At 44.9% G+C, this 14,396-nt stretch carries 12 protein-coding genes; 6 read left to right on the forward strand and 6 right to left on the reverse strand.

Translation table 11 applies throughout. The annotated features are described in order from the left end of the window. Positions 1-24: 24 nt before the first annotated feature. A complete protein-coding gene (locus SYN_RS07690) occupies positions 25-3,492 on the forward strand; it encodes a DNA polymerase III subunit alpha (protein ID WP_011417513.1) in 3,468 nt (1,155 codons plus the stop codon). A 1-nt stretch (position 3,493) separates the two neighbouring features. Further along, on the forward strand, positions 3,494-4,213 hold the full coding sequence (locus tag SYN_RS07695) for a UPF0280 family protein (RefSeq protein ID WP_011417514.1): 720 nt from the start codon (positions 3,494-3,496) through the stop codon (positions 4,211-4,213). 52 nt (positions 4,214-4,265) lie between these two features. On the opposite strand, the gene SYN_RS07700 is transcribed toward SYN_RS07695, so the two are convergent. The 5 genes from SYN_RS07700 to SYN_RS07720 form a co-directional block, all read right to left on the reverse strand. Next, positions 4,266-5,213, reverse strand: coding sequence for a DnaJ C-terminal domain-containing protein (locus tag SYN_RS07700; protein ID WP_011417515.1), 948 nt, complete (start codon positions 5,211-5,213; stop codon positions 4,266-4,268). A 133-nt stretch (positions 5,214-5,346) separates the two neighbouring features. Next, positions 5,347-6,024, reverse strand: a complete 678-nt coding sequence (locus SYN_RS07705) for a YfgM family protein (RefSeq protein WP_011417516.1) — start codon at positions 6,022-6,024, stop codon at positions 5,347-5,349. Between the two features lie 14 nt (positions 6,025-6,038). Then, positions 6,039-6,455 carry an acyl-CoA thioesterase gene (locus tag SYN_RS07710; RefSeq protein ID WP_011417517.1) on the reverse strand — a complete coding sequence of 139 codons (417 nt, stop codon included), beginning with the start codon at positions 6,453-6,455 and terminating at the stop codon, positions 6,039-6,041. Further along, complete coding sequence (locus SYN_RS07715; RefSeq protein WP_011417518.1) at positions 6,436-7,665, reverse strand: cofactor-independent phosphoglycerate mutase; 1,230 nt, start codon at positions 7,663-7,665, stop codon at positions 6,436-6,438. The genes SYN_RS07710 and SYN_RS07715 overlap by 20 nt, the downstream gene beginning before the upstream one ends. Then, entirely contained in the window at positions 7,662-8,975 is a 1,314-nt protein-coding gene (locus tag SYN_RS07720; RefSeq protein ID WP_011417519.1) for a homoserine dehydrogenase, read from the reverse strand. Before SYN_RS07720 ends, SYN_RS07715 begins: the two co-directional genes overlap by 4 nt. A 311-nt stretch (positions 8,976-9,286) precedes the next feature. Between SYN_RS07720 and purM the strand changes: the two genes are divergently transcribed. From purM to SYN_RS07735, 3 genes are all read left to right on the forward strand, one after another. Beyond that, a complete protein-coding gene (gene purM, locus SYN_RS07725) occupies positions 9,287-10,330 on the forward strand; it encodes a phosphoribosylformylglycinamidine cyclo-ligase (protein WP_011417521.1) in 1,044 nt (347 codons plus the stop codon). 15 nt (positions 10,331-10,345) lie between these two features. Further along, positions 10,346-11,011, forward strand: coding sequence for a phosphoribosylglycinamide formyltransferase (gene purN / locus SYN_RS07730; protein ID WP_041584867.1), 666 nt, complete (start codon positions 10,346-10,348; stop codon positions 11,009-11,011). Between the two features lie 138 nt (positions 11,012-11,149). Then, complete coding sequence (locus tag SYN_RS07735; protein ID WP_041584868.1) at positions 11,150-12,514, forward strand: ATP-dependent 6-phosphofructokinase; 1,365 nt, start codon at positions 11,150-11,152, stop codon at positions 12,512-12,514. 98 nt (positions 12,515-12,612) lie between these two features. Here the strand turns inward: SYN_RS07735 and SYN_RS07740 are convergent, their stop codons facing one another. Further along, positions 12,613-13,713 carry a 6-phosphofructokinase gene (locus SYN_RS07740; protein ID WP_041585530.1) on the reverse strand — a complete coding sequence of 367 codons (1,101 nt, stop codon included), beginning with the start codon at positions 13,711-13,713 and terminating at the stop codon, positions 12,613-12,615. A 267-nt stretch (positions 13,714-13,980) separates the two neighbouring features. Here SYN_RS07740 and rpmB point away from each other — a divergent pair, with 267 nt between their 5' ends. After that, a complete protein-coding gene (gene rpmB, locus SYN_RS15805; protein ID WP_011417525.1) occupies positions 13,981-14,178 on the forward strand; it encodes a 50S ribosomal protein L28 in 198 nt (65 codons plus the stop codon). Positions 14,179-14,396 lie beyond the last annotated feature (218 nt).

A 14,396-nucleotide genomic window follows, 5' to 3' on the forward strand; every position in this document is an offset into this window, starting at 1 on the left:
CCAGAACTTTGAAAGTAACATCCGATGAAAATTGAAACGTTTGTTCACCTCCATGTCCATACGCAGTACAGTCTGCTTGACGGCACCATCCGGATCAAGGATCTGATCTCGAAGGCTAAAGAATTCGGAATGCAGGCCGTCGCGATGACGGATCATGGAAATATGTTCGGTACGATTGATTTTTATCAGGCGGCATGCAAAGAAGGAATCAAGCCGATTATCGGTTGCGAACTTTATGTGGCCCCAAAAACCCGTTTCGAAAAAACAGGCGGCAGCATCGGCGATACAGCACGTCACCTTCTCGTATTGGCCAAGGATTATCAGGGCTACCAGAATCTGATGAAATTGTCCTCCCTTGGTTATCTGGATGGATTTTACTACCGTCCCCGGGTAGACAAAGAACTATTAAAGAAATATCACAAAGGACTCATTGCTCTAAGTGCCTGTCTGAATGGGGAGATTGCTAATTATATATTAAAGGATAAGTTTAAGGATGCCTTATTAGCTGCTGAGAATTACAGGCAGATATTTGGTGAGCACAATTTTTATCTGGAGATCATGGAGAACGGCTTGCCCGAACAGAAAACCGCAAACGAAGGATTGCTGGAAATCTCCAGACAGCTTTCGATACCCGTGGCTGCCACCAATGACTGCCATTACCTTAATCGGGAAGACGCAGAATCCCATGAAGTTTTGTTATGTATCCAGACAGGGAAGACACTGGATGACTCCGACCGGATGAGATTTTCAACTGATGCTTTTTATTTCCGGTCGCCGGATGATATGAAGCAGTTGTTTAACTATTGTCCGGAAGCAGTAGAGAATACAAAGGAAATAGCTGATAGATGCAACTTGTCTTTTGAGTTCGGTAAATTTTATCTTCCAAAGTTCGAAGTGAGCAGCGATGAAACTCTGGAAGATCGCCTGGAAAAAGTGGCGATTCAGGGTCTTGCGGAACGAATGCCCCCAATTGTTGACGAAAGAGGGGAGGAAGTCAGGGGAATATACGAAAAGAGACTGGCTGACGAACTGAAGATTATCAAATCTATGGGTTTCGCCGGTTACTTCCTGATTGTTTCCGATTTCGTTTCCTACGCGAAAAGGATGAACATCCCCGTCGGTCCCGGACGTGGTTCAGCAGCCGGCAGTCTTGTTGCTTACGCCTTAACTATTACCGACATCGATCCAATTCGCTACGACCTTTTTTTCGAACGATTTCTGAACCCTGACCGAATCAGCATGCCTGATATCGATATTGATTTCTGCCCCGAGGGGCGCGGCGATATTATTCGCTATGTGACGGAAAAGTATGGAGAAGACAAAGTCTCTCAGATCATCACCTTCGGTAAAATGCAGGCCCGTGCAGTCATTCGTGACGTGGGAAGGGCGCTGAACATTCCTTATGGTGAAGTGGATTCCATTGCCAAACTCGTGCCCAACATACTGAATATATCTCTCGATGATGCTATGGAGATGGAGCCTCGCCTTCAGGAGGCTGCTAAGCGCGATGAAAAAATTCGGAAACTGTTGAAGCTTTCAAAATCACTGGAAGGATTAAACCGCCATGCCTCTGTGCATGCGGCCGGAGTCGTGATCTCGGATGTGCCGCTTGTGGAAAGAGTTCCGCTTTATAAAAGCCCGAAAGATGATGTGACGACGCAGTTTTCCATGAATGATCTGTCAACCGTGGGTTTGACCAAGTTCGATTTTCTGGGCCTGAAAACGCTCACAGTTATAAAAAACGCGCTTTCGTTCATTAAGGAGGGTCTTGGAACAGATCTTGACTTGAAAAATCTGCCACTGAATGATGCCGATACCTTCAAACTGCTCAGCAAGGGCGAAACAGATGGAGTTTTTCAACTTGAAAGTGACGGAATGAAGGAAATTCTCGTCCGTATGAAACCGGATTGCATCGAAGATCTGATTGCATTGATCGCCCTTTACCGTCCCGGTCCCATGAATATGATTCCTGAATTTATCGCCAGGAAACAAGGGAAAACCCCGATCATCTACGAAATTGACCAGTTGGAAGGCATACTGAAAGAAACATACGGCGTTATTCTTTATCAGGAACAGGTCATGCAGATCGCAAGTGTTATTGCTCAATATTCGATGTCTGAAGCGGACACGCTCCGTAAGGTGATGGGCAAAAAAGACACGGCCAAGATGGAGACGGAACGCCCCAAATTTATGGAGGGGGCAAAGGCCAACGGCATTCCGGAGCAGAAAACCAGGAAGATCTGGGAGCAAATGGAAACCTTTGCTTCCTACGGGTTCAATAAGTCGCACAGCACGGCCTATGCTATGGTTACTTATCAGACCGCCTATCTCAAGGCGCACTACCCCGTTGAATTTATGGCTGCGCTGCTGACCAGTGAAAAAGACAACAGGGACAAAATCATCAAATATATTCATGTCTGCAAGGAAATGGGGATTGCGATTCTTCCTCCGGATATTAATGAATCTCAGCGGGATTTCAGCGTAGCTGGAAACCGCATTCGCTTCGGGCTCGCGGCCATCAAAAATGTTGGACTGGGTGCGATCGATGCCATGATCTCTTCACGGCAGAAAGGAGGAGAATTTTTATCCTTTGAAGATTTCTGTAATCGGACCGACCTTAAGAAGGTAAACAAGCGCGTTCTCGAAAGTCTGATCAAGTGTGGCGCTTTTGATTCGACAGGACAGAGGCGGCGGCAACTGATGTCGGAATATGAGAACATCATCGAGATTTCTCAAAAGCGTCAGAAGGACAAGGCCAGCAAACAGGCCAGTTTTTTTGACGATATGGAAGACTTGGGAGTTGAGGAAAAGAGATCCTATGCCAACTCCTCTGCGGCTGAAATTCAGGAATGGGACCCTAAAGAATTACTTGCCCATGAAAAGGAATTTCTCGGATTTTATGTTACAGGCCATCCGCTTGAGGGTTATGCGTCCAAAATCAGCATGGTAGCCAATACGGACTCAGCCGGCATTCTGGAAAAGGGTGACAAGGAACCGGTTTCCCTGGCGGGTATTGTGTCCGGAATACGGGAAGTCTTTACGCGGAAAAAAGAAATCATGGCCTATGTATCCCTTGAAGACCTCAAAGGAGCGACGGATGTAATCTTTTTTCCTGAAATTTATAAAAAAGTGACGGATATCCTTCACGGTGATGCCCCGATTTTTGTAAAAGGCATACTAGATGTAGCGGAAGAAAATGTGAAAGTAATCGCCGAAGAAGCCTCGCTTTTATCTGAAACGGAATACAATCCTTTTTCAAGCGTCCATTTCATGGTGGACATCGAAAATAACGGTACCTCAGATCATCTTGTCGACAGGCTGCATCAGTTAACCAAAAATTATAAAGGAAAATATGACGCATATCTTCATCTCATCAATGGCTCCTGTGAAACAAAGATCTATCTCGGTGACAAGGCAAAGTTATCCATCAGCCCGGAATTAAAGAGAGAAGCCAATATAATTCTTGGAGAAGGGGTGATGATTTTCATGTAAGATGAAATACATTGAGCGAACATACCGAAATCAGATTTCATGTAAATTTCTGACATCGTTTCATGTCTGTGAAGAACAGACCGATCTTTTTATTCAGGCGGATCAGGATCTGACAAATAACGCGGCAGCCTCTGTACATCATTACCGCACTCATCTCAAATACTACATGCAGTCTCACCCTGAATTTGTTACATCCTTCAGACCATTGCCTGAAGATGATCTGGCCCCGCCGATTGTGAAGGCCATGCTGAAGGCCAGTAGATACGCCGGTGTTGGTCCTTTAGCTGCGGTGGCGGGGGCCGTCGCGGAATTTGTGGGGCGGGATCTTATGAACTCTTCATCCCAGGTCGTTGTTGAAAATGGAGGAGATATTTTTCTCAATGCGTCGCAAGAATTAAACATTGCCGTTTTTGCGGGTGATTCACCCTTGAGTTATCAAATCGCCTTAAGGATAAAACCAGGTGACACACCGCTGGGTATTTGCACCTCATCGGGAACGGTTGGTCATTCAATCAGCTTTGGAAAAGCAGATGCCGTATGCGTGAAAGCCAAATCAGCTGCTCTTGCTGATGCTGCGGCGACGGCTATTGGGAATCGAGTCATGAATAAAGCCGATATAAAACATGCCCTCGAATCGGGAGCTCTCATTCAGGGTGTCCTGGGAATATTGATTATTCTGGAGAAACAGATGGGCGTAATCGGAGATATGGAACTGATATAAAAATAGTCCTTCTGGTTTACATAATATATCTTATAGGACAAAGAGATTATTTCTACAGACCTTCCTCAGCAAGTGACTTAATCAGCGCCGCCTGCCTTTCTGACAATTTTTTCGGGACGCTGACGGTGATTCTCACGTATTGATCGCCTCTGGCACCGCCCTTGAGATTGGGAACACCATAGCCTTTCATTCGAATCCGCGTATTGTTCTGAGTTCCCGGAGGAATTTTAATCCGCTTTGTCGATCCATCTATCGTAGCAACTTCAATGGTCGTTCCCAATGAAGCCTGACTGAAATTAATGGTCTTTTCAATATAAATATCATTACCTTCCCGGGAAAAAAGAGGATGCGGCAGGACTGTGATGTTCAAATACAGATCGCCGGGAGGCCCGCCTTCAAGACCTGGATTGCCTTTACCGGCCAGTCTCAGCTTCTTTCCCGTATTGATGCCTTTAGGAATTTTTATGTTGAGCTCGTCAACCTTATCCCCTTTTTGAAGAGCAATTTTCTTTTCACCACCGAACACCGCTTCTTCAAGGGTAATGGAAAGATTGTACTGAAGATCCTGACCTTTCTGCGGAACACGAGCGTACTGAGCTTGCTCTCCGAAAAGCTCGGCAAACGGATCATAGCCGCCCTGCGTTCCATAGGTTCGATTTCTTCCACGATACGTGCGGGAGCCCGAGGGGCCATAACCTCCCAGACCACCGAAGCCCATCTCCCGAAGAATCGAGTTGATGTCAAAATTCCGGAAAATATCCTCCTGCGTATACCGCTGGCTGAAGGTATCTGAACCGAAGCTGTCGTATTGTTTCCGCTTTTCCGGATCGCTGAGAACGGCATAGGCTTCGCTGATTTTTTTAAACTTTTCTTCTGCTTCTTTGTTATCTGGATTTTTGTCCGGATGATATTTTAAGGCAAGTTTCCGGTACGCCTTTTTTATTTCGTCGCTTGTCGCCGTTTTTTCAAGTTCAAGAATTTTATAGTAATCTTCAGCCATATCTTTTCAACGCATCTTCTCAAGGAAGTAAAATATTAAAAATTATTTATTTTAAAGACATTTAAAAAATGTATCCATTGATTCGATTTTGTCAAGAAATACCTGAATCTATGACTTAAGTCCGCCTTCCTTATCAGGAAAGGGTTGCTATTTTACGCTTAATGAAAAGGGTGACAGTCGGGTCAATCGATTGCTCCAGGGCTTTTCTGTAAAATTTCAGGGCTTCGCTGCGATTCTGCATTTTTTCATAAAGCCTGCCCATATCCCGATAAAGGAAAGTCCCGAAGTATTTCCCCGCTTCAACTTTCTCCGCCTGTTGCAACGCCTTCAGCGCTTTCTGATAATCTTTCTTTGATTCATAGCAATAGGCAAGGCTGCTATAGGAAAGCACTTTAAATTCATTTTCGTCGGAGGCATTCGCAATAAATTTTTCATAGGACTTTATCGCTGAATCGATGTCATTATTTTTGAAGTAAAGATTCCCTAACCGGTAATCGCTCAACTGGGAAGCTTGACTTCCTGAAAATTTCGAAGAAAGATCTCTATATTTTTTAATGAGGATATCACTGTTGACGGCAGATTCTTGTAAAACTGCCGTTTTCTCAATTTCAGCATACTCTTCCCATGCCTTTTTTTCGTTATAATATTTATATGTAAACCAGCCGACAACGATCATAAGCACCAGAATCACGACGGCGGCAATGGTAAGAACTTTTCTCTTGTTCAAGACATAGAATTGAGAAATATTTGCAATAAATCTTTGAAAATAATCCGGTTTTTCTATTTCTCCCAAAATTGCTTTTTTTGTCATGGCTCTCTCCTGACTTATTCCTCAGATGGCGCATTGGCCTTGAGTACTTCAAGAATGTGAAGTGGTATTCGCACGATTTTTCTGTCCCGATTTGTACAGGCATGAATAGTGTAGCCTTCAACAAAAGTCTTTTCCCTCTTTTCGTCTAAAAGGGTGTAATTGAATTTTAAACTGGCTCTTCTGACGTAGGCAATTTCCGTTTCAATCAGGATGATTTGATCATACACCGCGGGAAAAAGATATTGACAGTATGCTTCGGAAAGAGGAAGGTTGATCCCCTGCTCTTCCATCTGGGCATACACAACACCGATTTCCCTTAAATATTCGGAGCGTCCGATCTCAAACCATTTAATATAGTTTGTATGATAAACGATGCCCATGGCATCCGTATCGGCATACATGACTCTGATTTTAGCTGTGCTTTTCTTCAATAAAAGACCTCCATCCCTTCAAGAACAGATCCATGAGATGGTGTCCCGGAGATATGAACAATCCACTCTTTTTTGCAGATGATTCGCAAAAAGACCATCCCGACGCCATGTTTTCATGTTTTTCAGATGAAAGAACCGCAAAGGGACTTGGCTCTCCTGAATGGGTTCTAAGGATGATCGGCGTCGGGTGATCGCTGAGGACCAGGACTCTGTAGTCATTAAAATTTTTGATGCCCTCAAGTACCGTTCCTACCACCTTCTTGTCGAGATCCTCTATGGAACGGATTTTTCCGGCCAGGGAACCCTCATGTCCCATTTCATCCGGTGCTTCCACATGGATAAAGACGAAATCCATATCCTTCAGCGCGGCCAGGGCCTGCTCCGCTTTGCCTGCGTAATTTGTGTCCGTATATCCCGTTACGCCTTCAACATGAATTTTTTCGAGCCCTGCGTACTTCCCGATTCCATTAAGTAAATCTACGGCAGAAATCATTCCTCCCCTGATAGAATAGCGGTCAGTGAGTCGAACAATTTTCGGCGCCTTTCCCTGCCCCCAAAGCCAGATGGAATTTGCGGGTTTCAGCCCTGCCGAAATACGATTTCTGTTTACAGGATGATCTTTAAGGATTTTCTGAGAACGCTTCATCAGTCTGATAACCTGATCCGCCCCTTCGCCTCTGGGCAGGTAATGATAAACTGACCGGCCTGTAATGTCGTGTGGCGGTGTTGTTTCCAGAGCTTCCTGTCCCCTGCGCCACACCATGAGATGTCTGTAACCCACGCCGGGATAAAATCTGTAGGTATCGGAACCCATTTCTTTATTCAGGTCATTGATGATCTCTTGCGCCTCTCCCGAACTGATATGACCCGATGTAAAATCTTCCATCATTGGATTTTCAATCGGTCCCAAGGTAACCAGATTGCATCGGAAGGCCACATCTCCGGATTCCAGTTCAAGTCCAAGGCTGGCCGCTTCAAGCGGTCCCCGCCCGGTATAGGTTTCCAGTGGATCGTAACCCAGAACGGAAAGATTGGCAACATCGCTTCCCGGTTGCAATCCATGAGGAATTGTGTCAATCAACCCCAGAGTTCCCTCGGCAGCCATTTGATCCATATTGGGGGTGCAGGCTGCTTCGAGAGGGGTTTTGCCATCAATTTCATCGATGGGATAGTCAGCCATTCCATCCCCTAAAATAATCACGTATTTCATGATAGTCTGTCATCCTCTATTCTGATCAGTACGGTACGATCCTGAACGATATCCAGTCTGTCGATTTGCCGCAGCGCCCTTTGTACATTCTTTTCCTTCGATCTATGGGTTGTCATGACAATCGGTACAGCCTGTCCCTGTTTTCTTCCTTTCTGAATCACGGTGGCAATGCTGATGTTTTCTTCCGCCAGGATGCCGGCGATTTTTGAAAGGACTCCAGGCCGATCAAGAGCCGAAAATCTGAAATAATAATGTGAGATAATTTCATCAACCGGCATCAGTTCGATTTCTTCAATGACTTTTTCCTGAAAGGATCGGGCCGGTACACGCCAGGAAATTCCCTTTAAGATGTCACGTGATATGTCGATGATATCGCTGACTACCGCGCTTGCAGTAGGCATCATGCCCGCCCCCTGACCATAGAGAAACACGGAATCCGAAGCATCTCCGATAATGTGAAAGGCGTTGTAATTCCCGTTTACATTGGCCAGGAGATGATGAAACGGGACCATCGTCGGATGAATTCGCGCTTCGATGAGTCCATCGTGCTGCCTTGCTATGGCAAGCAGTTTGACGCGATATCCCAGTTCGCCGGCGAATTCCACATCCTGCTGACTGATATCTGAAATGCCCTCCCTGTAAAGCTCATCCAGGGGTACTCTTTTCCCGTACGACAACGTCAGGACGATGGCCAGTTTGTGAGCCGTATCAATACCCTCGATATCGAAGCTCGGATCAGCTTCCGCAAAACCGAGATCCTGAGCCTCTTTCAGAACAACCTTGAAATCTTTCCTGTCATCCGTCATCTTGGTCAGAATGAAATTCGACGTGCCGTTCATGATGCCCAGAACGGATAGAATTCTATTGGCAACCAGCGCCTCCCGGATCGTTTTGATGATAGGAATCGTCCCTCCAACGCTGGCTTCAAATCCGATGTTTACCGCCTTCTTTTCGGCAAGTTCGAAAAGATCGTTGCCAAAGGTGGCCAGAAGAGCCTTATTCGCCGTGACGACATGCTTTCCTTTGTTCAAAGCTTCAGTGATAAAATGGAGAGCGGGATCATAACCTCCAACCAGTTCAATGACGATGTCGATTTCCGGATCGTTCATAATCGAATTGACATCGGTCGACAAAAGCTGAGGTTCCACGGAAACGATTCTTTGAGAAGTGATGTCGATATCTACAATCCTTTTCAGGATGAGCCTGGTCCCCAGGCGCCTTTCCAGAATATCCGCATTTTCTTTTAAGAGCTTGACTACGCCTGTTCCTATGTTTCCGAAGCCTATTAACCCGAGTTTGATATTCCTCATGAACGGATGATCTCCTTACACTTCCAATATGAGACCCTGTACTGTCTTGTATTCCGGAAAAAATTTTTTACGAATTCACTTCAGAGCTTTTCCGGAAAGCTGAACTGGACTTCCACAAACTTGCGTGAAGAGCTCTGCAAGAAAGAACAGTTTGATTTTTCAATGTAATTTTCAACTTAAAGCAGGTATTGTTAACAAATATTAATAGTTTGCGCAAGGAAAGATTTGACTTTTGGAGCGATCTAAAATAGACAGTCTCTTTCAATCTGGCATCAGAGAAGTTTTTTAAAACGTTCATCAGGGGAGTCTATATGCGTGAGCAATCGTCATATAAGGATGCGGGCGTGGACATTGATAAGGCCAATCTCTTCATTAGCAGGATCATTCCTCTTATCAAGATGACATCAAGAAAAGAGGTAATGAAGGGAATCGGAGGATTTGGAGGACTTTTCCACCTGGATCTCAAAAAAATCAAAGATCCTGTACTGGTTGCTGCAACAGATGGTGTGGGTACGAAGATCAAGATCGCCCAGATGATGAACAAACACGATACGGTAGGCATCGATCTTGTTGCCATGTCCGTCAACGACATCATCGTTCAGGGAGCTGAACCCATATTTTTCCTTGATTATATCGCCATCGGACAGATGGATGTTGAACGCAACGTCAAGCTTATAGAGGGGATCGTCAAGGGTTGCCAGGAAGCTGGATGTGCCTTGATCGGTGGTGAAACGGCCGAAATGCCGGGCATTTATTCTGAAAACGAATATGATCTGGCCGGCTTCTGCATCGGTGTTGTTGAAAACGGCAGAATCATCGACGGTTCGGACATTCGCGTCGGCGACCGTGTAATCGGAATTGCATCAAACGGCATTCACAGCAACGGATATTCCCTGGTTCGCAAGGTTATATTTGACAAAGCAAAGTTAAATGTCGACGACACAATAGAGGGTATCGAAAATTCCATTGGAGAAGAACTTCTGCGGCCAACACGAATCTATGTCAAACCCGTCCTTAATTTAATGAAGAGCTTTAATATCAAAGGGATTGTTCATATTACGGGTGGAGGCTTTGTTGACAATATTCCCAGAATCGTTCCCAATCAATGCTGCACTGTGATCCGAATGAACAGTTGGCAGATTCCGCCCATATTCAGTATTATCCAGGAGCTCGGTGATATTGACCAGATGGAAATGGTCCGTGTATTCAATATGGGAATCGGAATGATCCTCATTGTTTCAGAAAAGGAAACCGATGATATTGTGGAACGCCTCAACATGCTGGGGGAAAAGGCCTATATTATCGGATCTATCGAAAAAGCTGACGGCGAGAAAAGCGCTGTTTCTTTTACATAGCCTGATATATTGATTATGAACAGAAAGCTGCCTATTGGTGTCCTTGTCTCCGGAAGCGGTTCAAACCTGCAGTCCATCATTGATCACATTGAGCGGGGTCTACTTGGTGCGGAGATCAAGGTGGTGATCAGCAACGTACCAGATGCCTATGCCTTGGAACGGGCCCGAAAACATCACCTTCCCACTCTCGTTATTCGTCATGAAGATTTTGAAACAAGGGAAGCATTCGACGCGGAAATTGTCCGTGTCTTTAAATCCGCAGATGTTGAGCTTGTCGTTATGGCCGGTTTTATGAGAATTATCACTCCTGTTTTACTTGATGCCTATCCGTACAGGGTCATGAACATTCACCCTGCCCTTCTGCCTTCATTCCGGGGCATGAACGCGCAGCGTCAGGCTGTCGATTACGGTGTCCGATTTTCAGGATGCACGGTTCATTTTGTCGACCAAGGCGTTGATTCCGGTCCTATCATCATTCAGGCGGTTGTCCCCGTTCTTGATGAAGATACGGAAGAAACCCTTTCTGCAAGGATTTTAAAAGAGGAACACCGAATTTATCCCCAAGCCATTCAGTTTTTTGTCGAAGGACGAATTTCTGTCAATAATCGCAGGGTAAGAATTCGAGACGGAAAATGTGACGAATTCTTAACAGTTCATAACCCTGCCCTTTCCGGATTCTAAAAAAAGGCAAAAAACTTTATATAATATTATACTATCAATTACATATATAAAGGGCTGTTCTGTTCTTTTTTTTGTGTTATACATAAATTAAAACATATTTTAGTCTCCAGCTTGCGGCACGGGAGGATTAATGGTTTCATGAAAAAAGTTCAGCAGGAAGATTATATTATACAAAACTTGGGTGAATGTGCGATCCAGTCTCCGGTAATCGTTAATGATTTTACGCCCGACAGCAAGCGTTTGCTGCTGAAACAATATCTTGACTATAGTAATACCGGAAAAAATAAGGACGAAAAAGTGAAAAGGGAGATTCCCCTTTCTGTGGAAGTGGCAGGTCCACGGGAAAAAATATTTTTCGATCCTTCCAAAACAAAAGCGGCGATTGTCACTTGCGGCGGCTTGTGCCCGGGAATCAATGACGTGATTCGCGCCATCGTCATGCAATTATATCACCGTTACGGTGTTCGCAACATAATTGGAATAAAGTATGGATTCCAAGGACTTATACCATCATACGGACATGAAATTGTTGAATTGACGCCTGAATCGGTTGAAAATATCCATCGCGAAGGTGGCAGTATATTATCTTCCTCACGAGGTCAGCAGAATATTGGAGAAATGGTTGACGCCCTTTCGCGAATGAATGTCAATATTTTTTTCTGTATCGGCGGTGATGGAACCATGCGCGCGGCTGAACGCATTACAGAGGAAATTACAAGACGAAAATTAAGCATAAGCCTAATCGGTATCCCGAAAACGATCGATAACGATCTGAATTTTGTTCAGAAAACATTCGGGTTTGATACAGCAATCGCTGAATCCGAAAACGCAATCTCCTGCGCCCATGTTGAAGCGAAAGGTGCGCCTATGGGAATAGGACTCGTCAAGATTATGGGACGGCTCTCCGGTCAGATCGCTGTTGGTGCGGCACTGGCACAGAATGACGTCAATTTTGTCCTGATTCCCGAAGTACCTTTTGATCTTGAAGGCGAAAACGGCCTCTTCAAAGCCTTGGAAAAACGTCTCATACGCAGAAAACATTGTGTTATTCTTGTGGCAGAAGGCGCCGGTCAGGAACTGATGCGCACAAATAATACGCCTCAGGAAACAGATGCTTCCGGCAATATCCGTCTGCTGGATATCGGCTATTTTTTAAAGGTGCGGATTGAAGACTACTTTAAAAAAGCGGGCATCCAGATCAATCTGAAATATATTGACCCCAGCTATATGATTCGCAGTGTTCGCGCAAGTGCCAGCGACAGTATCTATTGCTCCGCTCTTGGCCAGTACGCCGTTCATGCCGGGATGGCCGGAAAAACCGGGATGCTGGTCGGTTTATTGAAAGATGAATATGTCCACTTGCCAATCCGGGTTGTTACTTCAGGGAAACAGATCGATCCGGAAGGCAATTTATGGATGCGGGTTCTTGAATCGACGGGTCAGCCTCCTTCCTTGCTTAATAAACCTTTGGACCCTCCTGTTGAGGAACATGTTGTTATTTGAATTTTTCCATGGGTGAGAAAAGCCCGCCAGTTAAACCTTACCGGCGGGCTAAGCATAAATCCAACACCTATAGAAAAATCCAGGTTAAATATCTAACTTTAACTGATTATGGATCGACGTCCATTATATCGTTCTTTGTCGTAATACTTTACAGTATCCACAAGTTTTAATTTTCCGATGCATTCCTTCAGAGGAACACTGGTAATTTCACCCCGCTGCAGGCTTGCCATACGGCCAAAATCTTCATTAATAATCATATCCACCGCAGCGATTCCAAACCATCTTGCCATCAGTCTGTCATGGGCTGATGGTGTACCGCCGCGCTGCAAATGACTAAGGATTAAGTGTCTGGTCTCCAGACTCGTTCTTCCTTCAATTTCATCAGCGACGAATTTGGCTATCCCCCCAAGAGCGACATGGCCGAATTCATCTATTTTGGAACTTGTGATAAACTCTTTCTGACCGACCGGCTTCGCTCCCTCAGAGACAACAAGAATGGCATAGCGGATTTCCCTTCCTTTTCTTTCCTGGAGCAGCGTGCATATTTCATCGAGATTAAATGGATGTTCAGGAATAAGAATGATATAGGCGCCACTGCATTCACCGCCATGAAGTGCAAGCCATCCGGCGTGACGTCCCATGGTTTCCACAACGAAAATCCGGCTGTGTGAACCGGCTGTCGTCCGCAGACGGTCGATTTCTTCCGTAATCACATTGACGGCAGTGTCGAATCCAATAGAATAATCCGTTCCAACCAAGTCGTTATCAATTGTCTTAGGAATACCAACGGTCTTGATTCCCAGTTTGTGCAGACTGTAAGCCGCCCCCAGAGTATCTTCCCCTCCGATGGCGACAACTACATCAATTCCGAGTTTTTTAATATTATCCAGTAATATTTCCGATCTGTCATTTTTGGGATTGAAAGGATTGGTGCGTGAAGTTCCGAGGTTAGTCCCTCCATAACGGTCCCACGTCCGAACGATTTCTTCATCAAGAGGACGAGTGTATTTTGCCAGGCTTTTGGGATCGTCCGGATCAACATCAACCAGTCCACGCCATCCATCCGTAATCCCAATGACTTCGAATGACATGGAACGTTTTGATCCCAACCATTGATCTGTTGCACTTTTTGTAACCCATTTTACCGCGCCGTTCAAACCGGGACAATCACCACCGCCTGTCAGTACAGCAATTTTCATTTTCATAAGCAGCCTCCCATGATTTATGAATTCACTTGTCAAATAAATAAATTGGTAATATTCCTCTGTGCCTTGCCTGGCGCGGGCCATCTGTTTGCGTGAAGCTTTTAACATAAGTGCTTCAAAAGAATCTATCTTTTTTCATCTATTGAAAGTTGCCTGAGGGATAAGGAACTTGAATGAAATTAGATAAAGATAAAAAGTTCTTGCAAAAATAAACGTTATGTTTTAGTAACCAACGCATTCTTTTGAAGGGAGAAATGGTACATGTCTAGAATTTGTGACGTTTGTGGCAAGGGTCCGGTTGTCGGAAACAATGTGAGCCATGCAAATAATAAAACAAAGAAAGTTTGGTATCCCAATCTTCAGAGCCTCAGATGCCTTGACGGCAAAACAGGCGCAGTTAAAAGAATGAAGGTCTGCACGCGCTGTTTGCGTTCAGGTTTTGTAAAAAAGGCCTTGTAAAAAGGAGAGGATCCCTGAATCTCAGGCTAAATTCCGTATCATATTCAGGAACGCATCGCAATTGTCGATCAGAACCACCCCTTTGAGTGGGAACAATATAGTTTGCCTACCAAAAGAAATATCCGGATTAAGGTCGAATGGGTCTATATATAAGCCGATTCGGCCTTTTCTATTTTTTATAACCTTTTTCCTGATTATTCTCTTCCGTGGCTTTGCCT

Source organism: Syntrophus aciditrophicus SB, from assembly GCF_000013405.1.
In the GTDB taxonomy this organism is placed as follows: Bacteria; Desulfobacterota; Syntrophia; order Syntrophales; family Syntrophaceae; genus Syntrophus; species Syntrophus aciditrophicus.

Coding starts and splice junctions, on each gene's coding strand:
- SYN_RS07690 (WP_011417513.1), top strand. CDS start 25: ATGAAAATTGAAACGTTTGTTCACCTCCATGTCCATACGCAGTACAGT.
- SYN_RS07695 (WP_011417514.1), top strand. CDS start 3,494: ATGAAATACATTGAGCGAACATACCGAAATCAGATTTCATGTAAATTT.
- SYN_RS07700 (WP_011417515.1), bottom strand. CDS start 5,213: ATGGCTGAAGATTACTATAAAATTCTTGAACTTGAAAAAACGGCGACA.
- SYN_RS07705 (WP_011417516.1), bottom strand. CDS start 6,024: ATGACAAAAAAAGCAATTTTGGGAGAAATAGAAAAACCGGATTATTTT.
- SYN_RS07715 (WP_011417518.1), bottom strand. CDS start 7,665: ATGAAATACGTGATTATTTTAGGGGATGGAATGGCTGACTATCCCATC.
- SYN_RS07720 (WP_011417519.1), bottom strand. CDS start 8,975: ATGAGGAATATCAAACTCGGGTTAATAGGCTTCGGAAACATAGGAACA.
- purM (WP_011417521.1), top strand. CDS start 9,287: ATGCGTGAGCAATCGTCATATAAGGATGCGGGCGTGGACATTGATAAG.
- purN (WP_041584867.1), top strand. CDS start 10,346: ATGAACAGAAAGCTGCCTATTGGTGTCCTTGTCTCCGGAAGCGGTTCA.
- SYN_RS07735 (WP_041584868.1), top strand. CDS start 11,150: ATGAAAAAAGTTCAGCAGGAAGATTATATTATACAAAACTTGGGTGAA.
- SYN_RS07740 (WP_041585530.1), bottom strand. CDS start 13,713: ATGAAAATTGCTGTACTGACAGGCGGTGGTGATTGTCCCGGTTTGAAC.
- rpmB (WP_011417525.1), top strand. CDS start 13,981: ATGTCTAGAATTTGTGACGTTTGTGGCAAGGGTCCGGTTGTCGGAAAC.